Here is a 22,843-nt window from a genome sequence, read left to right on the forward strand (position 1 = left end):
AGGACATGACACCCATCACCGGCAGCATTGTGGCTTTGACCACCCCCATGTTGGAAGACGGCAGCGTGGATTACCCCACCCTGCGTCAACTCATTGACTGGCACATCGACCAAGGCACAGACTGTATTGGTGTGGTCGGTACGACGGGGGAGTCTCCCACGGTCAATGTGGAGGAACATTGCGAAATCATCCGCGTCTCCGTAGAGCAAGCTGCAAAACACACCCTACGGCATGTACCCATCATGGCTGGATGCGGTGCGAACTCGACCTCTGAAGCCATCGAACTGGCCAAATTCGCCAAAGCCGTTGGAGCGGATTGCCAACTGCAAGTGGTGCCCTACTACAACAAGCCGACCCAAGAAGGTCAATACCTGCACTTCAAAGCCATTGCAGAGTCGGTTGACTTACCTGTGGTGCTTTACAACGTACCAGGGCGCAGCGTGGCCGATATGGCCCACGATACGGTGCTGCGTCTGACCCAAGTTCCTAGCATTGTGGGCATCAAAGAAGCCACGGGCAACATCGAACGTGCCCAATGGTTGATCCGTGACGTTCCCAAGGGATTTGCCGTCTACTCTGGCGATGACCCGACAGCCGTAGCCTTGATGTTGTGTGGCGGCCAAGGCAATATCAGTGTGACAGCCAACATAGCCCCCAAATTGATGCATGAACTGTGCATGGCGGCGATCTCTGGCAACGCCAAACTTGCCATGGAGATCCAATTCAAATTGTTGCCCGTGCATAAGCATTTGTTTGTGGAGGCCAACCCCATCCCCGTCAAATGGGCTATGCACCGAATGGGACTGAGTGGACCGACTCTGCGTTTACCCATGACGGAATTGACGAAAGCCAACGAACCGGTGGTTGAAGGCGCTCTGCGCGCTGCCGGCTTGATCTGATACTGACTGAGGCCATCTCTGTGATGCACACCCCCACTTTCATTCGTGCCTACTTGGCATGTGCTTTGGCCCTGCTTGTGAGCGCTTGCGGCTCTGTGATCGATGCTGACAAGGTCAACTACAAAACCGAAGGCGTGGCCAAGATCGTACCGTTGGACATCCCACCCGACTTGACCCAACTCAGCCGCGACACACGATATGCCGTGCCCGGCGGCGTTGTGACAGCCAGCACCATGTCTGGACGTCCCACGCAAGGACCTGCAACAGTCGCCGTCAAGCAAGTCAATGATGTTCGCATTGAACGTGATGGCAAACAACGATGGCTGGTGGTCAATCGTTCTGCCGAAGACATTTGGCCCATCGTGTATGGATTTTGGAAAGAAAACGGATTCGAATATGTGATCGAGCAGCAACAGCTTGGCTTGCTTGAAACAGAATGGGCTGAAAACCGAGCCAAAATTCCTCAAGACTTCATCCGCAGAACCATTGGCAAAGCCTTTGATTCTTTGTATTCATCGGGAGAGCGAGACAAGTTTCGGACCCGCTTAGAACGCAACACCAGCGGTGGCGTAGACGTCTTCATCACGCATCGTGGAATGGTTGAAGAATTCGCAGACAAAAGCAAATCTGGCACCATTTGGCAACCCCGTCCCAGCGACAGCGAATTAGAAGCAGAGTTCTTGACACGCTTGATGGTCAAACTCGGCGTGTCCTCAGAGCAAGCCAAATCTGTGGCGGCTGTGCAGACCACGACCACACCTTCCACAGGTTTGATCACCAACAACGAAGGAAGTTTCATTTCCTTGGCTGAATCCTTTGATGTGGCATGGAGGCGAATTGGCGTTGCACTGGATCGCACAGGCTTTACCGTAGAAGACCGCGACCGCTCTCAAGGTGTCTATTTCGTCCGCTACGTGGACACGAGTGCGAAAGAAGAAAAAGGATTCTTCAGTGGCCTGTTCAGCTCGAACAAGGCCGATACCGGCCCTGTCAAATATCGTGTACTGATTCGTACCGTCGATGGAAAAGCCCAGGTCACGGTGCTCAATGCGGCCGGTCAAACAGAGAATTCCCCTGTGAGCCAACGTATTTTGAAACTTATCGCGGACGACCTGCGCTGACATCGGTCTTGACGCAACTGCGCCATGCTGCGCTTTAAAAACCTGGGCAGTGGCAGCTCAGGCAACGCCACCTTGGTGGAGTCGACCCAAGGCACGCACACCACGCGCTTGCTGATCGACTGCGGACTTCGGCTGCGAGACTTGGAGCTGCGACTCCTTCAAGCAGGTACCTCGGTCCAAGCACTGGATGGCGTCTTCATTACCCATGAGCATGGCGATCACATCGGTTCGACGCGCAGTTTACTCAAACGACACCCGATACCTGTGTGGATGAGTCATGGCACTTGGCAAGCCATTCAAACCCCTCAATGGCAGGATTTCTTGCCCTATGTGAGGACGGCACGGGATGGCATGACCATTGAGTTGAACCACCTGCAAGTGACGCCATTCACCGTGCCACACGATGCGCGCGAACCACTTCAACTCAGCTGCAGCGATGGAGACAGGAAGTTAGGGGTCATCACAGACTTGGGGCATGTCACAACGCACGTTGTGAAAGCACTGCAAGACTGTCATGCCGTTGTCTTGGAGGCCAACCATGACACGGACTTGCTGGAAGAGTCCATTTACCCATATTTTCTGAAGCAACGCGTGGGTGGCAATTGGGGACATTTGGCCAATTCAGCTTCAGCAGCTTTGTTGGCGCAAATCGCTCACCCTGGGCTATCTTGCGTGGTTGCCGCGCATTTGAGTGAGCGCAACAACACGCCAGAACTCGCACGTGAACACCTCAGCCAAGCGTTGAAATGCTCCCCCCATGAAATTGAAGTTGCCACGCCTGATTCGGGAACCGTTTGGTTCAAGGTTTGACCTCCATCCTTACGCACTTGCTGGTCAATAAAAAAGCCACCCGAGGGTGGCTTTTGCGTCAGCACAGTAAAAAATTACTTGCTAGCGGCTTCGGATGCAGGTGCTGCGGGTGCAGATGCGTCAGCAGCAGGAGCCGAGGCCACTTCAGCAGGAGCAGCAGGAGCGGCAGCGGGAGCTTCTTTTTTACCGCAAGCGACGAGAGCAGCAGCAGCCAAGAGGGTCGCCAGCAGGAGCGATTTTTTCATGTCAATTTTCCTTAGATAGGGATGAAAACAATTTCTAGAAATTGCCGCAGTTCACACTGCGACCGAGCTGATGGACTCGAGCCCCTCCAACTCAGCAGGAAATTATAGGGTAAATCCCATGTGATCGACGCCCTGTTGTCAGTTCCGTGTCATTCGCGTTCTTTTTCCGTCATGGCATGAAGCCACCCGTCGTCACACCAATCCATCAGCAACCGCAAAGCCACGGCGCTTGCCCCAACTAAGTCTTGCGCAACCAGTTGCCTATCGTCGGCCAATCGCCGCATCAATACGGCATCTGCTCCTGAAGCACGCCAACTCTCACCGTTCAAGAAGATATGGTGCTTGTCATACATCATTCGACTGCCACGGTCCAAACGAACGCGCTTGAGTTTGCGTGGTACCGCGCTAGCGTCGAACCACACGTTGGCTTTGGGCTCTGTCAGCAACTCACCCAAGGCACGCTCCAATGACAAGGGGTCTTTGAGCGCACGCTGAAGCGCAGTTTTAGCGAACTCGCGCAAGCCCTCTGGAATACAAGCGGGTCGTTGAACTGCAGGCTGGTCGGCATCTTTGTACAAGTCATGACCCAAAAATTCGTCGACGGACTCGCTCCCCCGGACCAACAATTCACGTGCCAACTCGCCCATCTGAGGGGCACGGAAACCAATGGAGTAAGTCATGCATTCGCCCTCAGCCACACCATCATGGGCATATCTCGGTGGCAGATACAGCATGTCCCCAGGGTTGAGCACATACTCTTGCTCAGGTTTGAAATGGGCCAGCACCTTGAGCGGCAAGTCGGGGCGTAGGGATAAATCTTTTTGCCGCCCAATACGCCAACGACGCTGACCATGCGCTTGCAACAGAAACACGTCGTAGCTGTCAAAGTGGGGGCCAACGCCTCCGCCATCGCTGGCGTAGCTGACCATCACATCATCCAAGCGTGCATCGGGCACGAAACGAAACTTCTGCATCAGATCGGCCACAGCGTCGTCGTGTAAATCCACCCCTTGAACCAACAAGGTCCAGTCATGCTCGCTCAGCTTGGGAATGGCGCGACGCTTGAAAGGGCCGCGCTGCATTTGCCAAGCCCGCCGCCCATTGTTTTCTCCTTGCACCAGGCGAGACTCCACGCCGTCCTGTGCAGCCAGATCGAACAGCTCGGCTCGGCTCAGCAAAGGGGAGAAATTGGGGATGGCTTGACGCACCAGCAAGGGCTTGCGCTGCCAATGGCGCTGCATGAATTCAACGGGTGTCAAGCCGCCAAGAAGGGTTAAAGGGTGTTTCACATTCATCGTGCGACAATTTTGCCCTATGGAAATTACCCAACACTGCGTGGTCGGCTTGACCTGGACCTTGAAAGACACCCTGGGCGAGGTGCTCGATGAACTCGATGACCCCGTTGAGTTTTTGCTCGGGGGAGATGACCTGTTGCACAAAATTGAAGAATCGCTACAAGGTCACAGTGTTGGCGCGCAGATTGACCTGCACCTCGAACCAGAAGAAGCGTTTGGGGACTACGACGAAGAACGCGTGTTTTTAGAAGACCGCGCGCGTTTTCCGAAAGAACTCGAAGAAGGCCACACCATCGAAGGTCATGCCCTGCCCGAGGGCTGCAACCCCGATGCACCACGTGACTTGCTGTACACGGTGACCGACATTTACCCTGAGCATGTGGTGCTGGACGGCAACCATCCATTGGCGGGCATTGCCATTCGCATTCACCTCGAAGTGAAGTCCGTGCGCGAAGCCTCTGACGAAGAAAAAGACCGTGGCACCGCTGGCACTGGTTTTTTCAAAATTGAACCGCAGGCGCCGGGCGGCAACCTGTTGCACTGATTTACTTTTTACCGGTGGAGCCGTAACCACCTTCGCCGCGCTCGGTGGGTGCGGCGAACTCATGGACCACATTGAATTGCGCCTGCACCACCGGCACGATCACCAACTGCGCCAATCGCTCCATCGGCTCCAGCGTGAAAGCCACATCGCTGCGATTCCAGGCACTGACCATCAATTGGCCTTGGTAGTCGCTGTCGATGAGCCCCACCAAATTGCCCAACACAATGCCGTGCTTGTGACCTAGACCTGATCGCGGCAAGATCAAAGCGGCATATGCGGGGTCCGCCAAATGGATCGCGATGCCTGTGGGCACCAGCTGCCAGGCGTTGGGCTCTAGGGTCAGCGGTGCATCCAAACAAGCCCGCAAATCCAGCCCAGCACTGCCAGGTGTGGCGTACTGGGGCAGTTGGTCTGCCATGCGGGGATCCAGAATTTTGACGTCGAGTTTCATAAGTTCAAGTTCAAAGTGAAGCGCGGCATTGCCGCATAAAAACGATTCAGGTTCTGCGACGCGCAATCTCTGACACCAATTGACGGGCCAAACTGAGTTTGCTGGCATGAGGCAGTTCTTGACTGCCCTGCGCGTCGACCAACAGCAAGGCGTTGTCATCCAGACCAAACGTGGCCGGACCAATATTGCCCACCAACAGAGGCACGCCTTTGCGCGCGCGCTTCGCCGTGGCATGCGCCAACAAGTCGTGGCTTTCTGCCGCAAAACCCACGCAAAAAAGCGCTCCGTTTTGTGCGCGCTCAGACCGTGCAACAACGGCCAAGATATCGGGGTTTTCGGTGAACTGCAGTTGCGGCAATTGCCCCGATCCATCTTTTTTGATTTTTTGCGTCGCCACGTTAGCCAATCGCCAATCGGCCACAGCAGCCGTTGCCACAAACACCGTGGCCTGATCCACATGCTGCGCAACAGCGGCTTGCATGTCCAAAGCCGATCGCACATCGACACGTCGCACGCCACGTGGTGTGGCCTGATGAACGGGGCCAGCGACCAGCGTGACCTCAGCCCCCGCTTCGCGGGCGGCACGTGCAATCGCAAAGCCCATCTTGCCGCTCGACAAGTTGGTGATGCCGCGCACCGGATCAATGGCTTCGAACGTGGGCCCTGCCGTGACCAGCACATGCTGGCCTTGCAACACCTTCGGTTGGAAAAACGCCACCAAATCTTCTGATATTTCCTCGGGCTCCAACATGCGTCCGTCACCTGTTTCACCGCACGCCTGCTCACCCTGCCCCACATCCAACACATGCGCGCCATCGGCCCTCAACTGCGCCACATTGCGTTGTGTGGCAGGGTGTTGCCACATCTCACGGTTCATGGCGGGTGCCAATATCAAAGGGACACTCTGAATAGGTCGCGCCAAGCACATCAAACTCAACAAATCATCGGCTCTGCCATGCAGCAACTTGGCCATGAAATCGGCGCTGGCCGGTGCCACCACGATGGCATCGGCCTCCCGACTCAAATTGATGTGCGCCATGTTGTTGGGCTCCCGCCCGTCCCATTGCGACACATACACGTGACGGTTGCTCAAGGCCTGTAACGTGACTGGCGTGATGAACTGAGCCGCAGCCTCGGTCATCACCACCTGAACGCTGGCACCCGCCTTGATCAAGGCACGACACAGCTCCGCCGCTTTGTAGCAAGCAATCCCACCACTCAGGCCCAACACAATATGTTTGTTTGACAGATCAGACATGGATCGCAATGTAGCAGAGCGCCTATAATTTCCATTTCCACCTACCGGGAGACCCAACTCCCGATCTGGCATGACCCAATTTGTCTTCGTCACCGGCGGTGTAGTGTCTTCCCTGGGCAAGGGAATCGCTTCCGCCTCTCTCGCCGCGATCCTTGAATCACGCGGCCTCTCCGTCACCCTCATCAAGCTCGATCCGTACATCAACGTGGACCCTGGCACCATGTCGCCGTTTCAGCACGGCGAAGTGTTTGTGACCGACGATGGTGCTGAAACCGATCTGGATTTAGGGCACTACGAGCGCTTCATCACGACACGCATGAAGAAGGCCAACAACTTCACGACGGGTCAAATTTACAAGAGCGTGCTCGAAAAAGAGCGCCGTGGTGACTACTTGGGTAAAACCGTTCAGGTCATCCCCCACATCACCAACGAAATCCAAGACTTCATCAAACGCGGCGCAGGTTTTGAAACACCTGAAGCGGTGGATGTGGCCATTGTCGAAATCGGTGGCACGGTGGGCGACATCGAGTCCCTGCCCTTCCTCGAAGCCGCACGTCAAATGAGCCTCAAGCTGGGCGCGCACAACACGGCCTTTGTGCACTTGAGCTATGTGCCATGGATTGCTGCCGCAGGCGAACTCAAAACGAAACCCACCCAACACACCGCACAAAAGCTGCGTGAAATTGGCATCCAAGCCGATTGCCTGCTTTGCCGTGCCGACCGTCCGATCCCAGAGGACGAGCGCGCCAAGATCAGCTTGTTCTCCAACGTGCCCGAGTGGGGTGTGATCTCTATGTGGGACGTGGACACCATCTACAAAGTCCCCCGCATGCTTCACGAGCAAGGTTTAGATCGCTTGATTTGCGACAAGCTGCGCATCAGCGCTCAACCTGCCAACCTCAAGCGTTGGGACGACTTGGTCCATGAAGTCGAACACCCTGCCAAGGACGTCACCATTGCCATGGTGGGCAAGTACGTTGACCTGTCAGACAGTTACAAGTCACTGAACGAAGCCTTGCGTCATGCTGGCATGAAAAACCATGCACGCGTGAAAATCGAATACATCGACTCCGAAACCATCACCCCTGAGAACGTGTCTCAACTCGCAAAGTTTGACGGCGTTTTGGTTCCAGGTGGGTTTGGCGTTCGTGGCGTAGAAGGCAAAATTTCCGCAGCCCAATTTGCCCGTGAACACAAAGTACCGTACCTTGGCATTTGCCTGGGAATGCAAGTGGCCACCATTGAATACGCCCGGCATGTGGCAGGACTCAAGGGCGCCAACAGCACCGAGTTCGAGCCCAACAGCCCCTACCCCGTGATCGCCTTGATCAACGAGTGGAAAGATGCCGATGGCAGCATCCAAACCCGCGACAGCAACTCCGACCTCGGAGGCACCATGCGTCTTGGCGCACAAAGCTCAGACGTGACCAAGGGCACACTCGCGCACCAAATCTATGGGGACGTGGTGACTGAACGTCATCGCCATCGCTATGAAGCCAACGTGAATTACCTCGACACCCTGCGCCAGGCAGGCTTGGTGATTTCCGCCTTGACCCAGCGCGAACAATTGACAGAAATCGTAGAGTTGCCTCAAACAGTTCACCCTTGGTACATGGGCGTGCAATTCCACCCTGAATTCAAATCCACTCCTTGGGACGGCCACCCCCTTTTCAACGCTTATGTGAAAGCGGCTCTTGAACACAAGGCCAATGCCTGAGCACTTCAAACACAGGACACGCCATGAAACTTTGCGGATTTGACGTCGGTCTGAACCAGCCCTTCTTTCTGATTGCAGGCACCTGCTCCATCGAAGGCTTGGAGATGTCGCTCGATGTCGCAGGTCAACTCAAACAAATTTGTTCGACCCTGGGTATCCCTCTGATTTACAAAGGTTCCTTTGACAAAGCCAACCGTTCCTCGGGCAACACCCAGCGCGGTGTAGGCATGGACGCGGGTTTGAAAATCCTGGACGAAGTTCGTCGACAACTCCATCTGCCCATCCTCACGGATGTGCACGAGACATCGCAAGTCAGCGCGGTAGCCAGCGTGGTGGATGTGTTGCAAACGCCTGCTTTTTTGTGTCGGCAGACCGATTTCATCCGTGCCGTGGCGCAATCGGGCAAGCCCGTCAACATCAAGAAGGGCCAGTTTTTAGCCCCTTGGGATATGAAAAACGTCATCGACAAAGCGCGTGACGCCGCGCGAGAAGCCGGCTTGTCCGAAGACAACTTTTTGGCCTGCGAACGCGGCGTGAGCTTTGGCTACAACAACCTGGTGGCCGACATGACCAGCTTGGCAGAGATGCGCAAATCTGGTGCGCCTGTGGTGTTTGACGTGACCCATTCGGTACAAAAACCAGGGGGTCAAGGCACCAGCAGTGGTGGCGCCCGTGACATGGTGCCGGTACTGGCGCGTGCAGGTGTTGCGGCTGGCGTCGCCGGGCTTTTCATGGAAACACATCCCTGCCCGAACGAGGCCTGGTCCGATGGCCCCAACGCCGTGCCGTTAAAGCACATGAAGGCCTTGCTGGAGACGTTGGTGGATTTGGACCGTGTGACCAAGAAGCACCCGTTCCTAGAAAACAATTTCGGTATTTGATTCTGATTTTTAACTTCAAGCTTTGAGAGAAAACCCATGAGCGCTATCGTTGACATCGTTGGTCGTGAAATTTTGGACAGCCGCGGCAACCCCACCGTGGAATGTGATGTGTTGTTGGAGTCCGGCACCATGGGTCGTGCAGCGGTGCCGTCAGGTGCATCCACCGGCAGCCGCGAAGCCATTGAGCTGCGCGATGGCGACAAGAGCCGTTACCTGGGCAAAGGCGTGCTCAAAGCCGTGGAGCACATCAACACCGAAATCTCCGAAGCCGTGCTGGGCTTGGACGCCTCTGAGCAAGCCTTCCTCGACAAAACTTTGATCGACCTGGACGGCACCGAAAACAAAAGCCGCTTGGGCGCGAACGCCATGCTGGCTGTGTCCATGGCCGTGGCACGCGCCGCTGCCGAAGAGTCTGGCCTGCCCCTTTATCGCTACTTTGGCGGCATGAATGGTTGCCAATTGCCCGTGCCCATGATGAACGTCATCAACGGCGGCGCACATGCCAACAACAACCTGGACTTGCAAGAGTTCATGATCATTCCCGTGGGCGCTCCCAACTTCCGCGAAGCCGTTCGCTACGGTGCAGAAGTGTTTCACGCACTCAAGAAAATCATCCACGACAAAGGCATGAGCATTGCAGTGGGCGACGAAGGCGGCTTTGCCCCCAACGTGCCCAGCCACGAAGCAGCCATCCAAATGATCTTGGACGCGATTGCTGCGGCAGGCTACACCGCCGGTGAGCAAATTGCCATTGGCTTGGACTGCGCCGCCAGCGAGTTCTACAAAGATGGCAAATACCACCTCGAAGGTGAAGGTCTGCAACTGACGGCCCAGCAATGGACCGACATGCTGGCCACTTGGGTGGACAAATACCCCATCATCAGCATCGAAGACGGCATGCACGAGGGTGATTGGGATGGCTGGAAACTCTTGACCGAACGTTTAGGTAAAAAGGTGCAATTGGTGGGCGACGACCTGTTTGTCACCAACACCAAAATCTTGCAGGAAGGCATCGACAAGCACATTGCGAACTCCATCCTGATCAAGATCAATCAAATTGGCACCTTGACCGAAACATTCGCCGCCATCGAAATGGCCAAGCGTGCAGGCTACACAGCGGTCATCAGCCACCGCTCGGGCGAGACCGAAGACAGCACCATCGCCGATATCGCCGTAGGGCTGAATGCCGGTCAAATCAAAACAGGCTCCATGAGCCGCTCGGACCGCATGGCCAAATACAACCAGTTGTTGCGCATTGAAGAAGACTTGGGTGACATTGCCCAATACCCTGGCCGCGCCGCGTTTTACAACCTGCGTTAACGGGTGGCTCACGTGCTGCGTCCACTCCACTTGGTCCTGATTGCTTTGCTGCTGGTGCTGCAAGCGCAGATGTGGTTTGGGCGTGGCAGCGTGCCCGATGTCATGCGCCTGCGCCAGCAACTCGCAGAACAAAAGCAAAACAACGCTGCGTCTCAATTGGCCAACGACCGTTTGGGGGCGGAATTGCATGACCTCAAAGACGGTCTAGAAATGGTGGAAGAGCGCGCGCGCTCTGAGATCGGCATGGTCAAACCGAATGAAATATTTGTGCAAATCGCCAAATAATTGAACAGGAACAAGGCATGAAGATCGCCTTGCTCGGCGCCCCTGGGACAGGGAAAACCGAACTGACTCTTGCGCTGAAATGTCGCTTGCAATCGGCCGGTAACGAAGTGTTCGACATACCCCATACGGCCAACATCTCCCGCCTAGCGCCATCTCACATTACTTTGCTGTGTGGATTGGATCTGCCTGATCCTCAAAAGCTTGAATCAGACCCGCATTCCGCTCGGCGTGAACGTGAAGTCATCGACCAAGTTATCCGTCAACAGTTGGACGAAGCACGTATTCCTTATCAAGTGGTGTACGGGTTGGGCCCTGAGCGGCTAGACAACGCGCTGTTCGCCATCGCGCGGCAAACACCGAACTGGCGAATGCCTAGCCGCCCTGAGGTCTTGAACCCGTGGACAGGCGCCTGTGAACGCTGCGCAGATGCCCAATGCGAGCACCGCTTATTCACCGACTTGCTCCAACAAAAGTCTATTTGAAAACTAATTCAAGGACGAAGGCCCAGTCACTTGTTGCTGGCTTTCTGTGAAAATTTGCGCCGCATCCACAGGGTCATAGCGGTACTGTTGACCGCAAAAATCACAACCCACCTCAATCTCACCGCGCTCGGCCAAGATACTTTCGGCCTCTGCGACGCCCAAGCTGCGAATCATGCGACTGACGCGCTCCCGGCTGCAAGAGCAGGCAAAACGTGGGGTTTGGGGCTCAAAACGCACCACCGGCTCCTCCCAGAAGAGGCGCCGCAAGATGGTGTCAGCATCCAGCGTCAACAGCTCTTCGCGCTTTAAACTGGCGGCCAAAATTGCGATGCGGTTGTAGTCTTCGTTGCGCCCAATTTCGTCCTCATCGGCAGCGGTGGATCGGGCCGACAAATTGCCCTCGCCCATCACGGGCAAGCGCTGAATCAACAAACCTGCCGCCGTTTTGTCATCGGCAGCCAACACCAAAGTGGTGTCGAGCTGCTCGCTTTGCAGCATGTAGTGCTCAAGCACTTGGCTGAACTGCGTGAGTTTTTCGCGTTGATCCCCAAACAGCGGCACCACGCCTTGGTAGGGCTGTTGCCCCGGCAACTTGTCTTTCGGGTCCAAGGTGATGGCGCAACGTCCCTCGTTGTTCTGGTTCACCATCTCTGGCAAGCTGCTGGCGTCCCCAATGTCACCCACCACTTTGGCGGTGGCACGCAAGCTCAAATCGGGCTGCACCTCCACCACGGCCAGCTTGAGCGGACCATCGCCAAAAATCTGCATCACCAAAGCACCGTTGAATTTGATGTTGGCTTGCATCAACACTGCGGCAGCAGTCATCTCGCCCAACAAATGACGCACGGCTTCCGGATAGGCACCGGTCTCGAGATTGGCGGCACGGCGCTTGAGCACCTCTTGCCAGACATCGGTGAGTTGCACCAACATGCCGCGCACGGGCAAGCCATCAAATAAAAACTTATGAAGCTGTGTCATCAAGCGATTTTTTTAAGTCCCAGCTTGTGACGCTGGGCATTGTCAATGTAGTGCTGTGCACTGCGGCGCAGTCCGGCGATTTGCTCTTCACTGAGCTGGCGTACCACCTTGGCCGGGCTGCCCAAGATCATCGACCCATCAGGGAATTCTTTGCCTTCGGTGACCAAGGACCCAGCACCCACCAAACAGTTTTTGCCAATCTTGGCACCGTTGAGCACGATGGCTCCAATACCAATCAGCGACTCATCGCCAATGGTGCAGCCATGCAGCTGCACCATGTGGCCTACCGTCACGTGCTTACCCAAGGTCAAAGGCATGCCCACATCCGCATGCAAGACGCTGCCGTCTTGCACATTGCTGCCTTCACCAATCGTGATCTTGTCTGAATCCCCTCGCACCACACTGCTGTACCAGACGCTGCTGTGCGCGCCCAACTCGACGTCACCCATCACTTGTGCGTTGTCAGCCACCCAGGCCGAGTCAGCCACGTGAGGTTTCAGCGCTTCCAATTCATAAACAGCCATGACACATCCTTTGCATGTTTGGGTAATTTCTACAATTGTAGGGATGCAGCTCAGACACCAAGCCCTTCATGCCCTTTGTTTGGCACACCCACGTGACAAAGTAGACGCCGTCCAGACCCTGTGGAAACGGTCACCCAGATGGGTGCTGGACCCAACTCAGTGCATCGTTTTGCCACCTGGGGACGTTCTCCCTGGGCGCCCGCTGTTGCCGCGCTTGGTACCTCCAAAGCAGGTGGTCACACGTTCACCCTTTACCCCTGAAGGATTGGCTGGCTTGATCCATGCCGTGTGCCATATCGAATTCAACGCCATCAACCTTGCATTGGATGCCGTGTGGCGCTTCGAGAATATGCCCATGAACTTTTACACGGACTGGATGAAAGTGGCCTTTGAGGAGTCACAGCACTTTGAACTGCTTCACAGCTTGCTGCAAAGTTTGGGTTACCAGTATGGGGATTTTGATGCGCACGATGGCTTGTGGCAGATGTGCGAAAAAACAGCTGCCGATGCATTGGCCCGCATGGCCTTGGTCCCCCGCACACTAGAGGCACGTGGACTGGATGCCACGCCCTTGATTCAAACCAAACTGCGCAAAGCCAACAGCCCTGGGGCTTTGCGTGCGGTAGAAGTACTTGACGTGATCTTGCGCGACGAAGTCGGACATGTCGCCATTGGCAACCACTGGTACCGATGGTTATGCGAACAACGCGGATTGGACCCTGTGACGCTGTATGGGGAATTGGTGCAGCGCTACGAAGCACCTCGACTCAAGCCACCCTTCAATACCGAAGCTCGTCAAAGAGCGGGCTTCACCGACATTGAGCTGACTTACCTGCTGGGTTAGATACACCGGCTTCAGCCACGCGGGTGGTGTGCGGCATGCAAGCTTTTGAGGCGTTCACGTGCAATGTGGGTGTAGATGGTGGTCGTCGAAATATCGGCATGGCCGAGCAACAGCTGCACGGCACGCAAATCGGCGCCATGGTTGAGCAAATGGGTGGCAAAGGCGTGACGCAAAGTGTGCGGCGACAAAGGCACTTGCACGCCAGCCACCACCGCATAGCGCTTGATGAGCTGCCAAAACATCGCCCGGGTCATGGCCTCGCCCGCATGTTGTCCGCGAACGGTCACAAACAAGGCGTCCGTCTGGTGCTGCTTGAGCAAAGCAGGCCGAGCTTGTGCCAGGTATTGATTCAGCCATTCGCGGGCCACTTCACCAAACGGCACCAAGCGTTCTTTGCTGCCTTTGCCCATGACACGCAAGACGCCTTCGTTGAGCCCGACATGCAAGGTTTTCAGCCCGACCAGCTCGCTCACACGCAAGCCACTGGCATACAGCAACTCCATCATGGTTCGATCACGCACACCCAGGGGTGAGTTCACATCAGGCGCATTGAGCAAACTCTCCACATGGGCTTCGCTCAAGGTCTTGGGGACGCGCAGGGCTTGCTTAGCGGCCAACAACTTGAGCGTGGGATCCACAGTCAGCAGACGCTCACGCAAAGCCCATCGAAAAAATCGCTTGATCACTGTGAGTCGTCGATTGGCGCTAGTGGCTTTGGTTTCGCTGTGGCGTGCTGCAAAGTAGTCATGCAAGTCGCCCTCTTGGACATCCAGCAAGGACTGATGGCGCTTGGCCAACCAAAGAGCCAAGGCATTCAAATCTCGGCGATAAGCTGCCAAGGAGTTTTCAGCGAGACCGTCTTCAAGCCACAAAGCGCTGATGAAGGTGTCTATCTGGGCATCACAATTCGCCACCACCGCACCGTCCCGTCAAAAAACTGCCAACTTAATCGAGGGACAGTTTTTGCTCAATCACCACACGTCGGTAGACCTCATATTCGGCCTTCATCTGTGCTGCAAATTGCTCCGGCGTGTTGGCCACAATCAGTGAACCGGTTTCTTCAATGCGTTTGCGCACGGCGGGATCTTCCAAGGCCTTCTTCACGCCAGCGCTGATTTTGTCAACGATCTCTTTAGGCAAACCCTTGGGACCATAAATTCCGTAATAAGCCATTCGGTTGACGGGCTCCAAACCCACTTCCTTGAACGTGGGCACATTGGGCAAAACAGCCAAACGCTGAGGTGCCGCCACCACAATGGGGACCAAGCGGTTGTCTTTGATGAAAGGCAAAGCCGAAGGCAAATTGTCAAAAATCATCGGCACTTGACCAGCCACGGTGTCGTTGAGCGCGGGGCCTGCACCACGGTAGGGTATGTGGGTGATGAAGGTACTGCTCAGGTTTTTATACAACTCCATCTGCAAGTGACCAATGCCGCCAGTTCCAGATGAGGAATAAGAATATTTGCCGGGGGAGCGCTTCACCTCGGCGACAAAACCTTTGTAGTCCTTGGCAGGAAAACTTGGATGCACCGCGATGATGTTGGGCGTTGCAGCGATGTTGATGATGGCCGTGAAATCGGTCAACGCGTTGTAAGGTATTTTGTTGTTGATCGCCGGGTTGGCCGCCGTGGTCGAGACAGTGGCCAGCCCCAGTGAATAACCGTCTGGTGAGGCTTTGGCCGTTTCATTGGCGCCCACCACGCCACCTCCGCCCGCTTTGTTGACCACCACCACGGTCTGGCCAAGTACTTTACCGAGTGGCTCTGAAATCACACGCGCAATGATGTCGGTGGTGCCACCTGGGGCAAACGGCACCTGCAATTGAATGGGCCGGTTGGGATAGGCCTGCGCCATGACAGTAGAAGTTGCTAAACCAAGCAAGAGTGCTGGCCAATGACGCTTGTGCATATTTATATCCCTTGAGCATGAACTAACATAACGCCGATCGTATCCGCAACTGCTACTCGCACTGGCCTCCAAGCGGTTATTCTTGGCGGGTGAATTACGCTCAACTTCTGTTTCCAGATTTCTCTTTGATTCTTTGCGGCTACCTGGTCTGCCGTTATACCGCCCTCAACCGCACCGTATGGGAGCAGGTGGAGAGTTTGGTGTACTTTTTTCTATTTCCCGTGTTGCTGTTTCACTCCATCGTGCGAAGCCCGCTGGACTTGAATGCGGCTTCTCACCTGATCATGGCAGGCCTTGCCTTGGGTATCTGCAGCATCGGTTTGTCTTATGCGCTGCCTTGGCTACCGGGGATAGGAAGACACATGGACATCCGGCTGCACGCGGCCAGTGCGCAGGTAGGCTTTCGCTTCAACTCCTTTGTCGCGCTGGCTTTGGCAGACCGCATCGCGGGTCCTCAAGGCTTGTTGTTGATTGCGGTGTTGATTGGGATTTGTGTGCCACTTTTCAACATTGGTGCAATTTGGCCGATGGCCAGGCACGGACAACGGGGCTTTGTGCGCGAGTTGTCACGCAACCCGCTCGTCATCGCCACCGCCTCAGGGCTGCTTGCCAACATCGTGGGCTTGCACATCCCTAGTTGGACAGAACCCACCTTGCAACGCATTGGCGCGGCCTCACTGGCCTTGGGGCTGATGGCTGCAGGAGCTGGCATGCAATTCGCAACCCTCACTCAAGCTAAGACATTGGCTGTTGCGCTGCTCGCCATCCGGCACTTGATCACGCCGATCCTGGCATGGGGCTTGGCTGACTTATTTGCTTTAGACGACACACAAACGCGGGTTTTGCTGGCCTTTTCAGCACTGCCCACGGCATCCAGTTGTTATGTGCTGGCCACACGCATGGGCTACAACGGGGCCTTTGTCGCAGGACTGGTGACGCTCTCCACCTTACTGGGCATGTTGAGCCTGCCCTTCGCTTTGGGCGTGTTGCACTGAAACTGCTGACTTGTATGGCACAATATCGCGTTTTGCGGAAAGTGCGTTGAAATAGGTTGATGTGGCTACCGCAGCTGAAAAGGAAGATCATGAAAGAAGGCATTCACCCCAACTACCGCGAAGTTTGCTTCGTGGACATGTCCAACGGTTTCAAATTTGTGACCCGTTCGTGCGCCAACACCAAAGAAATGGTGAAGATGGACGATGGTCGCGAACTGCCCTTGTTCAAACTCGATACCACCAGCGAGTCACACCCGTTCTACACAGGGACCCAGAAATCTGTGGACAACATGGGCGGTCGCGTGGAACGTTTCCGCAACAAGTACGGCAAAACTGCCGCCAAGTAAGCGCATCGCTCACTTCAAAGAAGGCAGCCCGACAAGGTGCTGCCTTTTTTTATGACCGAAACCACCCCCGCCATCGTTGCTCAACATGCCGTTCGCCGCTTGCCTCGTGCGGCGATGTGGCTGTTTTGCTTGGCGTTTGTGGTGCCGGGTCTGTTCGGTCGTGAGCCCTGGAAGGGCAACGAAATCACGGCCTTGGGACAGATGCTGGCCCTGGTGGACGGAACCAGCAGTTGGTTCAACCCGATGCTCTGGGGCCAAGCCCCCGACTTAGATGCCTTGCTGCCATATTGGCTGGGTGCATGGGCCATCCAGCTGGCCCCTCCAGGAATGTCGGCCGCGCTCGCAGTTCGCATTCCTTTCGCCATGCTGTTGGGATTGACCATGACAGCGACTTGGCATGGCGCCTATTACCTTGGGCTGAGCCCACAAGCACAACCCGTCGCCTTTGCTTTCGGTGGCGAAGCCCAACCCAAAGATTACGCCCGCACCATGGCAGACGGCGCGCTGTTGGCGTTGATTGCCTGTCTTGGCTTGGCACAGTTGTCGCACGAAGCTACCCCCATCCTGGCCCAATTGGGTTTTGTCAGCTGTGCCTTTTATGGCGTTGCTGCCCTGCCCTACCACCCGCACTACAGCCTGCTGGCGCTGGGGATGGGTCTGGCAGGTTTGGCTTTGAGCGGCGCTCCCAGCTTTGCCGTGTTGATGGCCACAGGCAGTGGCCTCATGTGCTGGATGGACCTTGAAAGTACCTCGGCAACCACCGGGCGCCGTCATGCCTGGTGGCTTTTCGCCATGGGAGTGGCGATCACCGCCTTGGCCAGCGCCTTCCATGTTTGGCATTGGCGCCTGCAAGCCCCACACAACAACTGGTCAGAATGGCGCAGCCTGTTGCGTTTTTTGGCATGGTTTACGTGGCCAGTTTGGCCCTTGGCGTTGTGGACATTGTGGCGTTGGCGTGGACACTGGACTTCCAGGCACTGGAGTCGCCACGTCGTGCTGCCCATGTGGTTCACAGGGCTGACGGCAGTCACTGCGCTACTGACACCCTCGCCCGAGTTGACCCTGCTGTTGGCTCTGCCACCGTTGGCAACCTTGGCTGCGTTTGCTCTGCCGACCTTACGACGCAGCATGAGTGCATTCATCGATTGGTTCACGCTGCTGTTCTTTTCTGGCTGTGCGCTGGTCATTTGGGTCGTCTGGGTCGCCATGCAAACAGGATGGCCCGCGCAACCGGCGGCAAACGTGGCCCGTTTGGCGCCTGGCTTTGTGCCTAGTTTTGGCTTACTCTCAAGTTTGGTTGCGGGGATCGCAACCTTGGTTTGGGGCTGGTTGGTGATCTGGCGTGTGGGCAAGCACCGCCACGCTTTGTGGAAAAGTGTGGTGCTTCCAGCAGGAGGTGCGGCTTTGTGCTGGCTGCTGCTGATGACGTTGTGGCTGCCCCTGCTTGACTTTGCACGCAGCTATAAACCCTGGGTCGTTCAAATCCAAAGCATCATGTCCAGGGTGAGCCCTTCGACGCCCAATTGCCTGATGACTTATGGTCTAGACGCGGGCCAAATGACTGCTTTTCGTTACCACGGTGGCTTTGCGATCAGGCCTTTGGAAGCCTCTCAACTGCCTCAGCATGCCAGCTGCGAGTGGTTGTTGGTCGACAATGATTTGCGCCCAGGTCTCGCGCAAGTGGTCAAGCTCAGCGAATGGAATCGGATCCAAACCATTCGACGCCCTTCTGACAACAACGAAGACGTGATCCTATTTCACCGTCAACGCCAGCCATGAGCCACGGCGAAGGGGCCATCATCGTGCGTCACGCTAGCACGGTGTTCGTGGGACAACTGGCGGTGATGGCGTTTGGCATCACCGACACGTTGGTGGCCGGCCGTTTTGCAGACACTGCTTTGGCGGCATTGTCTGTAGGTTCCGCCACGTACATCACAGTCCACATCTCGCTCATGGGCATGTTGCAAGCCCTGCTGCCCGTGTGGGCAGAGTTGCACGGCGCAGGTCGACAAGCAGCTGTTGGCAAGTCCGTTCGACAAGCCCTTTACTTGTGCATGATGACCACGGCGATTGGAATGACCGCCTTGTTTTTTCCGGGGCCTTTACTCAATTGGACGCAAGTTCCCATCGCCTTACAAGCTGAGGTACGCGAGTACCTGGCCATCGTTGCCCTGGGCTTGCCCGCTTCTTTGTTGTTTCGCATGTACGGAACGCTGAACCAAAGTCTGGGCAAACCCAAACTGGTGACCTGGGTGCAGGTATGCGCTCTGGCGGTCAAGGTGCCGCTTTCTATTTTGTTGGTGCTCGGCATCCCTGGTTGGTTCGAACCTATGGGCTTGGTAGGCTGTGCGTGGGCAACTTTGTTTGTCAACTACTTGATGTTGGGTTTGGCTTTATGGCTGCTCAAAACTCAAAGTTTTTATTTGCCCTATGGCATCTGGTCTGCTCTAGAAAGACCTGATGGGCAAGAACTCAAACGCTTTGTCAAACTCGGTTTACCCAGTGGGCTCGCCATTGGGGTGGAGGTGACCTCTTTCACCTTGATGTCTTTGTTCATCTCAAGGTTGGGAGTGGTGGCAACAGCCAGTCACCAAATCGTCAGCAATATGGCCGCCGTTTTATACATGGTCCCCTTGGCATTGTCGATCGCCACCAGCGCACGCGTGAGTTATTGGCTTGGAGCGAGAGACGCCAAACGTGCGCGACGTGCTTTACGAACGGGACTCTTGTGCGTCGTGTGCACAGCTTGTGTGTTGGCGGGCGCCATGGGTTGGATGCATGAGGCCATTGCCAATTTTTACACCATGTCTGCGCAGGTCGCCCTGCTCGCGGGCACCTTGCTGATGTGGGGTTCGCTCTACCATCTGTCTGATGCCGTACAAGTGTTTTGTGTGTTCACACTTCGCAGCTACGGCATCACACTCTTACCTTTACTGACCTACACCTTGCTGTTGTGGGGTGTGGGATTGGCTGGCGGCTACAGCGTAGCTTATGGTGTTCTAGACACAACCTCACTGCCTTGGTTGGCTCAACAGTCTCCTATCGCTTTTTGGCAGACCAGCAGCATAGCCTTGTTTCTGACTTCCACGGTGTTGGTGGGTGTGCTATGGCGGACTGCGTACCGTGATCTTGGGCGTCGCTAAGCCACCAAGCATTTAGGGTTGAGCGCGCCATCTGGCAGGAGGCAGTGTCAAGGTAAAGCATGAGCCTTGACCCAGGGTGCTTTGAATCAGCAATTGACCTTCATGGCGTTGCATCACATGCTTGACAATGGCCAACCCCAACCCTGTGCCACCCGACTCGCGCGAACGGCTGCGGTCCACGCGGTAAAAGCGCTCGGTCAAACGAGGCAAATGCTCAGCGGCAATGCCAGGACCGGTGTCTTGTATCAGCAACTGCAAGCTGCCATCGGGTTGAGAGTGCGCCGATACATCTATGCGCCCCCCTTGCGGCGTGTAACGCACCGCGTTGCTGACCAAATTTGAAACCGCACTTTGCAATTCACGGGCTTCGCCAAGCAAGATGGCGTCAGACAAGTTTGTACTCAAGGAAAAAGTCAGGGTCTGAGGGGTTCCATGGCTGTCCAACACAGCGGACAAGGCTTGCGCCTCTTGCTGACACACCTGCATCAGTTGGGACAGCGCCAATGTAGGTTGGTAACGTGGGCTGGGACTGCCCTCCAATCGCGAGAGGGTCAACAAATCTTCGACCAAGCTTTGCATGCGATGCGCCTGCGTTGCCATCAAGGCCAAATAGCGATGCTGCTCCTCTTGGGTCAAGTTCAGGGATTGCAAAGTTTCGACGAAGCCAGACAACACCGTCAGAGGCGTTCGAATTTCGTGTGAGACGTTGGCCACAAAATCACGCCTCATGGCTTCGGCCTGCTCCAGTGCAGTGACGTCCCGCGTGATCAGAAGTTGCTTACCTTCACCATAACGGTGGCGTTGCACAGAGATACGCACAGGGTGAGACTCACGATCACCGCGCCCAGCAATCACCACCGCATCGCTAGATTCTGCTGCAGCCATATAGGCTGTGAACAAAGGGTCGCGCACCAAATTGCCAATGCGCTGTAACAGGTCACGCTCTATGTTGATGCCCAATTGCTGAGCTGCCGTTTGATTGCACCATTCAATTTGGGATTGCTCATCCAACAAAAGAACGCCGTTGGGTGAGGCTTGAATCGCCAGCAGGAAATCTTTCAATCGCTGATCGCTCGCGACCAAAGCACGCTCACGATCACGCAGCAAACGCCGGGTGCGATCGACGACCTCCCCCCACAGGCCGATGGTTTGAGGCGCTGTCGCCAAGTCCCCATGACGAAGCCAAGAGACCACCCGCAAGCCACGCAAGGCATCAATCAACCACCAGACCAAGCCAGCCACCAAAGCACCACTAAGCAAAGTGGTCCAAGTAGCAAAAACGGTATTGGCGCCGGTCCAAAAGAAACTCAAGGCTGCGCCCAATGAAATCAGCAAAAGCAGGCTAAAAAAACGCCAGAACACGAAACTCCTCAAAGAACCATCAGGTCTTAGATGTGATTCGGTATCCTACGCCACGAACGGTTTCCACCATGGTGCCCGCTTCACCCAGGGCCTCTCGCAACCGTTTGACATGAACATCGACCGTGCGCTCTTCAATGAAGACATGATCGCCCCACACACGGTCGAGCAGCTGGCTTCGACTGTGCACACGCTCAGCGTGATGCATCAAATAATTCAGGAGCTTAAATTCAGTTGGACCCAATTTGAGCGCTTTGTCTTGAAAAGTCACGCGGTGTGTTGCACCATCCAACTGCAAATCCCCAACACCGACCCAATCACTGGCTTGCTCAGGGGCGCGACGACGCAACACAGCGCGAATACGGGCCAACAACTCTTGGGTTGAAAACGGTTTGGTGATGTAATCATCTGCCCCAGCGTCCAAACCCGCGACTTTGTCAGGTTCGTCACCACGTGCCGTCAACATCAATATGGGGATGGCTTTGGTTCTGGCATCTGCACGCCAACGCCTCGCCAACACCAAACCGCTGTGACCAGGAAGCATCCAATCCAGCAAAATCACGTCGGGCAACACCTCATCAATGGCTTTTTGGGCCGCATCCCCATCTGGTGCCAAGATGGCAAGCATGCCCTGATGACGCAAATTCACAGCGATCAACTCGGCAATTGCCGACTCGTCTTCGACCACCAACACTCGAGCCATTTTCATTTCGGATCCGCCTCTGTCAGCCCATGGACGATTCAACATCTGCCAACGGCGTGTGACGCACGTCTTCACCTTTGACAATGTAAATGATGAACTCGGCAATATTTTTGGCGTGATCTCCAATGCGTTCGATCGCCTTTGCCACGAACAGAAGGTCCAGGCTGGCCGAGATGGTTCTCGGGTCTTCCATCATGTAGGTGATCAGCTTACGAACAAAGCCATCGAACTCTTGGTCGATTTCATTGTCTTCCCGCAAGATGCTGACCGCCATTGGAATGTCCAAGCGCGCAAAGGCATCCAAGGCTTTACGCAATAAGACTGAAGCCATTTCGGCTGCAACACGCAGATCAGAAGATGGCAATGAACGTGGAGCTGCGCTGTCAATGATAGACTTGACCATGCGCGCAATCTTGGCCGCCTCGTCGCCGACTCTCTCAAGGTTGGCGGTGGTTTTAGACATCGCCATCAACAAACGCAAATCGCCCGCCGTCGGTTGGCGTCGCCCAATGACGGAGGCAATTTCGCGATCGATTTCAACTTCAAGGCTGTTGACCTTGTGTTCGGTGACCAGGACATCATCCGCCGCTTCTATGCTGAACTGAGACAAGGCATAAATCGCTTGGCGAATTTGCGACTCAACCACCCCACCCAACTCCATCACGTGCGAAGAGATATTGTTAAGGTCGTTGTCGAACTGGGAGGACAGGTGTTTATCTGGCATGGGGTTCTCC

25 protein-coding genes are annotated in these 22,843 nt (G+C 55.6%); 14 read left to right on the top strand and 11 right to left on the bottom strand.

The genetic code is table 11. The features are described 5' to 3' along the window. The first annotated feature begins 5 nt into the window (after window positions 1-5). The 3 genes from dapA to ACKWJN_RS00195 are packed head-to-tail and all read left to right on the top strand — an operon-like array spanning window position 6 to window position 2,830. Window positions 6-899, top strand: coding sequence for a 4-hydroxy-tetrahydrodipicolinate synthase (gene dapA, locus ACKWJN_RS00185; protein WP_408593390.1), 894 nt, complete (start codon window positions 6-8; stop codon window positions 897-899). Window positions 900-922: 23 nt separating this feature from the next. Then, window positions 923-2,020 carry an outer membrane protein assembly factor BamC gene (bamC, locus tag ACKWJN_RS00190; RefSeq protein WP_408593392.1) on the top strand — a complete coding sequence of 366 codons (1,098 nt, stop codon included), beginning with the start codon at window positions 923-925 and terminating at the stop codon, window positions 2,018-2,020. Between the two features lie 24 nt (window positions 2,021-2,044). Next, on the top strand, window positions 2,045-2,830 hold the full coding sequence (locus ACKWJN_RS00195) for an MBL fold metallo-hydrolase (RefSeq protein WP_408593393.1): 786 nt from the start codon (window positions 2,045-2,047) through the stop codon (window positions 2,828-2,830). Window positions 2,831-2,904: 74 nt separating this feature from the next. Here the strand turns inward: ACKWJN_RS00195 and ACKWJN_RS00200 are convergent, their stop codons facing one another. Both ACKWJN_RS00200 and ACKWJN_RS00205 read right to left on the bottom strand, forming a co-directional pair. Beyond that, entirely contained in the window at window positions 2,905-3,075 is a 171-nt protein-coding gene (locus ACKWJN_RS00200) for a hypothetical protein (RefSeq protein ID WP_199172964.1), read from the bottom strand. Between the two features lie 149 nt (window positions 3,076-3,224). Beyond that, window positions 3,225-4,370, bottom strand: coding sequence for a JmjC domain-containing protein (locus tag ACKWJN_RS00205; protein ID WP_408593396.1), 1,146 nt, complete (start codon window positions 4,368-4,370; stop codon window positions 3,225-3,227). A 19-nt stretch (window positions 4,371-4,389) separates the two neighbouring features. Between ACKWJN_RS00205 and ACKWJN_RS00210 the strand changes: the two genes are divergently transcribed. Further along, a complete protein-coding gene (locus tag ACKWJN_RS00210; RefSeq protein ID WP_408593398.1) occupies window positions 4,390-4,914 on the top strand; it encodes a peptidylprolyl isomerase in 525 nt (174 codons plus the stop codon). A gap of 1 nt (window position 4,915) precedes the next feature. Here the strand turns inward: ACKWJN_RS00210 and dut are convergent, their stop codons facing one another. After that, window positions 4,916-5,365, bottom strand: a complete 450-nt coding sequence (dut, locus tag ACKWJN_RS00215; protein ID WP_408593400.1) for a dUTP diphosphatase — start codon at window positions 5,363-5,365, stop codon at window positions 4,916-4,918. A 46-nt stretch (window positions 5,366-5,411) separates the two neighbouring features. Next, complete coding sequence (coaBC, locus tag ACKWJN_RS00220) at window positions 5,412-6,623, bottom strand: bifunctional phosphopantothenoylcysteine decarboxylase/phosphopantothenate--cysteine ligase CoaBC (protein ID WP_408593402.1); 1,212 nt, start codon at window positions 6,621-6,623, stop codon at window positions 5,412-5,414. Between the two features lie 70 nt (window positions 6,624-6,693). On the opposite strand from coaBC, the gene ACKWJN_RS00225 reads away from it, so the two are divergent. Genes ACKWJN_RS00225 through ACKWJN_RS00245 form a run of 5 tightly spaced genes read left to right on the top strand, consistent with a single transcriptional unit; the run spans window position 6,694 to window position 11,308 of the window. Continuing rightward, window positions 6,694-8,340 carry a CTP synthase gene (locus ACKWJN_RS00225; RefSeq protein WP_408593404.1) on the top strand — a complete coding sequence of 549 codons (1,647 nt, stop codon included), beginning with the start codon at window positions 6,694-6,696 and terminating at the stop codon, window positions 8,338-8,340. A 23-nt stretch (window positions 8,341-8,363) separates the two neighbouring features. After that, the gene (kdsA, locus tag ACKWJN_RS00230) at window positions 8,364-9,221 is read left to right on the top strand and encodes a 3-deoxy-8-phosphooctulonate synthase (RefSeq protein WP_408593405.1); all 858 of its coding nucleotides are present in this window, start codon (window positions 8,364-8,366) and stop codon (window positions 9,219-9,221) included. 36 nt (window positions 9,222-9,257) lie between these two features. After that, the gene (gene eno, locus ACKWJN_RS00235) at window positions 9,258-10,541 is read left to right on the top strand and encodes a phosphopyruvate hydratase (RefSeq protein ID WP_408593407.1); all 1,284 of its coding nucleotides are present in this window, start codon (window positions 9,258-9,260) and stop codon (window positions 10,539-10,541) included. A 12-nt stretch (window positions 10,542-10,553) separates the two neighbouring features. Continuing rightward, on the top strand, window positions 10,554-10,826 hold the full coding sequence (gene ftsB / locus ACKWJN_RS00240) for a cell division protein FtsB (RefSeq protein WP_408593409.1): 273 nt from the start codon (window positions 10,554-10,556) through the stop codon (window positions 10,824-10,826). Window positions 10,827-10,843: 17 nt separating this feature from the next. Then, complete coding sequence (locus tag ACKWJN_RS00245) at window positions 10,844-11,308, top strand: hypothetical protein (protein ID WP_408593411.1); 465 nt, start codon at window positions 10,844-10,846, stop codon at window positions 11,306-11,308. Window positions 11,309-11,311: 3 nt separating this feature from the next. On the opposite strand, the gene ACKWJN_RS00250 is transcribed toward ACKWJN_RS00245, so the two are convergent. Further along, window positions 11,312-12,286, bottom strand: a complete 975-nt coding sequence (locus ACKWJN_RS00250; RefSeq protein WP_408593413.1) for an Hsp33 family molecular chaperone HslO — start codon at window positions 12,284-12,286, stop codon at window positions 11,312-11,314. Next, window positions 12,286-12,810, bottom strand: a complete 525-nt coding sequence (locus tag ACKWJN_RS00255) for a gamma carbonic anhydrase family protein (RefSeq protein WP_408593414.1) — start codon at window positions 12,808-12,810, stop codon at window positions 12,286-12,288. Before ACKWJN_RS00255 ends, ACKWJN_RS00250 begins: the two co-directional genes overlap by 1 nt. Window positions 12,811-12,853: 43 nt before the next feature. Between ACKWJN_RS00255 and ACKWJN_RS00260 the strand changes: the two genes are divergently transcribed. Beyond that, entirely contained in the window at window positions 12,854-13,654 is an 801-nt protein-coding gene (locus tag ACKWJN_RS00260; protein WP_408593416.1) for a ferritin-like domain-containing protein, read from the top strand. 11 nt (window positions 13,655-13,665) lie between these two features. Here ACKWJN_RS00260 and xerD read toward each other — a convergent pair whose 3' ends face one another. Beyond that, window positions 13,666-14,571, bottom strand: coding sequence for a site-specific tyrosine recombinase XerD (xerD, locus tag ACKWJN_RS00265; protein ID WP_408593418.1), 906 nt, complete (start codon window positions 14,569-14,571; stop codon window positions 13,666-13,668). A 28-nt stretch (window positions 14,572-14,599) separates the two neighbouring features. Further along, window positions 14,600-15,562, bottom strand: a complete 963-nt coding sequence (locus tag ACKWJN_RS00270) for a tripartite tricarboxylate transporter substrate binding protein BugE (protein ID WP_408593420.1) — start codon at window positions 15,560-15,562, stop codon at window positions 14,600-14,602. A gap of 89 nt (window positions 15,563-15,651) precedes the next feature. Between ACKWJN_RS00270 and ACKWJN_RS00275 the strand changes: the two genes are divergently transcribed. The 4 genes from ACKWJN_RS00275 to ACKWJN_RS00290 all read left to right on the top strand — a co-directional run bounded on the left by ACKWJN_RS00275 (window position 15,652) and on the right by ACKWJN_RS00290 (window position 20,047). Continuing rightward, window positions 15,652-16,557: an AEC family transporter gene (locus ACKWJN_RS00275; RefSeq protein ID WP_408593421.1), complete on the top strand. Its 906-nt coding sequence runs from the start codon at window positions 15,652-15,654 to the stop codon at window positions 16,555-16,557. 89 nt (window positions 16,558-16,646) lie between these two features. Continuing rightward, on the top strand, window positions 16,647-16,904 hold the full coding sequence (locus ACKWJN_RS00280; RefSeq protein WP_100146748.1) for a type B 50S ribosomal protein L31: 258 nt from the start codon (window positions 16,647-16,649) through the stop codon (window positions 16,902-16,904). A 51-nt stretch (window positions 16,905-16,955) separates the two neighbouring features. Then, window positions 16,956-18,683, top strand: a complete 1,728-nt coding sequence (locus ACKWJN_RS00285) for a hypothetical protein (RefSeq protein ID WP_408593423.1) — start codon at window positions 16,956-16,958, stop codon at window positions 18,681-18,683. Continuing rightward, a complete protein-coding gene (locus ACKWJN_RS00290) occupies window positions 18,680-20,047 on the top strand; it encodes an MATE family efflux transporter (RefSeq protein WP_408593425.1) in 1,368 nt (455 codons plus the stop codon). The genes ACKWJN_RS00285 and ACKWJN_RS00290 overlap by 4 nt, the downstream gene beginning before the upstream one ends. A 12-nt stretch (window positions 20,048-20,059) precedes the next feature. Here ACKWJN_RS00290 and phoR read toward each other — a convergent pair whose 3' ends face one another. From phoR to phoU, 3 genes are read right to left on the bottom strand one after another with little or no spacing between them, the layout of a single operon-like run. Further along, window positions 20,060-21,409, bottom strand: a complete 1,350-nt coding sequence (gene phoR, locus ACKWJN_RS00295) for a phosphate regulon sensor histidine kinase PhoR (protein WP_408593427.1) — start codon at window positions 21,407-21,409, stop codon at window positions 20,060-20,062. A gap of 19 nt (window positions 21,410-21,428) precedes the next feature. Next, window positions 21,429-22,115: a phosphate regulon transcriptional regulator PhoB gene (phoB, locus tag ACKWJN_RS00300; protein WP_408593429.1), complete on the bottom strand. Its 687-nt coding sequence runs from the start codon at window positions 22,113-22,115 to the stop codon at window positions 21,429-21,431. Between the two features lie 16 nt (window positions 22,116-22,131). Further along, window positions 22,132-22,833: a phosphate signaling complex protein PhoU gene (phoU, locus tag ACKWJN_RS00305; RefSeq protein WP_408593431.1), complete on the bottom strand. Its 702-nt coding sequence runs from the start codon at window positions 22,831-22,833 to the stop codon at window positions 22,132-22,134. Window positions 22,834-22,843 lie beyond the last annotated feature (10 nt).

Origin of the sequence: Limnohabitans sp., assembly GCF_046052825.1 — a bacterium.
Taxonomy (GTDB): domain Bacteria; phylum Pseudomonadota; class Gammaproteobacteria; order Burkholderiales; family Burkholderiaceae_C; genus Limnohabitans.

Coding starts and splice junctions, on each gene's coding strand:
- ACKWJN_RS00200 (WP_199172964.1), bottom strand. CDS start 3,075: ATGAAAAAATCGCTCCTGCTGGCGACCCTCTTGGCTGCTGCTGCTCTC.
- phoU (WP_408593431.1), bottom strand. CDS start 22,833: ATGCCAGATAAACACCTGTCCTCCCAGTTCGACAACGACCTTAACAAT.
- ACKWJN_RS00250 (WP_408593413.1), bottom strand. CDS start 12,286: ATGACACAGCTTCATAAGTTTTTATTTGATGGCTTGCCCGTGCGCGGC.
- dapA (WP_408593390.1), top strand. CDS start 6: ATGACACCCATCACCGGCAGCATTGTGGCTTTGACCACCCCCATGTTG.
- ACKWJN_RS00290 (WP_408593425.1), top strand. CDS start 18,680: ATGAGCCACGGCGAAGGGGCCATCATCGTGCGTCACGCTAGCACGGTG.
- ACKWJN_RS00210 (WP_408593398.1), top strand. CDS start 4,390: ATGGAAATTACCCAACACTGCGTGGTCGGCTTGACCTGGACCTTGAAA.
- ACKWJN_RS00245 (WP_408593411.1), top strand. CDS start 10,844: ATGAAGATCGCCTTGCTCGGCGCCCCTGGGACAGGGAAAACCGAACTG.
- coaBC (WP_408593402.1), bottom strand. CDS start 6,623: ATGTCTGATCTGTCAAACAAACATATTGTGTTGGGCCTGAGTGGTGGG.
- ACKWJN_RS00225 (WP_408593404.1), top strand. CDS start 6,694: ATGACCCAATTTGTCTTCGTCACCGGCGGTGTAGTGTCTTCCCTGGGC.
- ACKWJN_RS00260 (WP_408593416.1), top strand. CDS start 12,854: ATGCAGCTCAGACACCAAGCCCTTCATGCCCTTTGTTTGGCACACCCA.
- ACKWJN_RS00195 (WP_408593393.1), top strand. CDS start 2,045: ATGCTGCGCTTTAAAAACCTGGGCAGTGGCAGCTCAGGCAACGCCACC.
- ACKWJN_RS00255 (WP_408593414.1), bottom strand. CDS start 12,810: ATGGCTGTTTATGAATTGGAAGCGCTGAAACCTCACGTGGCTGACTCG.
- ACKWJN_RS00270 (WP_408593420.1), bottom strand. CDS start 15,562: ATGCACAAGCGTCATTGGCCAGCACTCTTGCTTGGTTTAGCAACTTCT.
- kdsA (WP_408593405.1), top strand. CDS start 8,364: ATGAAACTTTGCGGATTTGACGTCGGTCTGAACCAGCCCTTCTTTCTG.
- phoB (WP_408593429.1), bottom strand. CDS start 22,115: ATGAAAATGGCTCGAGTGTTGGTGGTCGAAGACGAGTCGGCAATTGCC.
- ACKWJN_RS00280 (WP_100146748.1), top strand. CDS start 16,647: ATGAAAGAAGGCATTCACCCCAACTACCGCGAAGTTTGCTTCGTGGAC.
- bamC (WP_408593392.1), top strand. CDS start 923: ATGCACACCCCCACTTTCATTCGTGCCTACTTGGCATGTGCTTTGGCC.
- ACKWJN_RS00205 (WP_408593396.1), bottom strand. CDS start 4,370: ATGAATGTGAAACACCCTTTAACCCTTCTTGGCGGCTTGACACCCGTT.
- ACKWJN_RS00285 (WP_408593423.1), top strand. CDS start 16,956: ATGACCGAAACCACCCCCGCCATCGTTGCTCAACATGCCGTTCGCCGC.
- dut (WP_408593400.1), bottom strand. CDS start 5,365: ATGAAACTCGACGTCAAAATTCTGGATCCCCGCATGGCAGACCAACTG.
- eno (WP_408593407.1), top strand. CDS start 9,258: ATGAGCGCTATCGTTGACATCGTTGGTCGTGAAATTTTGGACAGCCGC.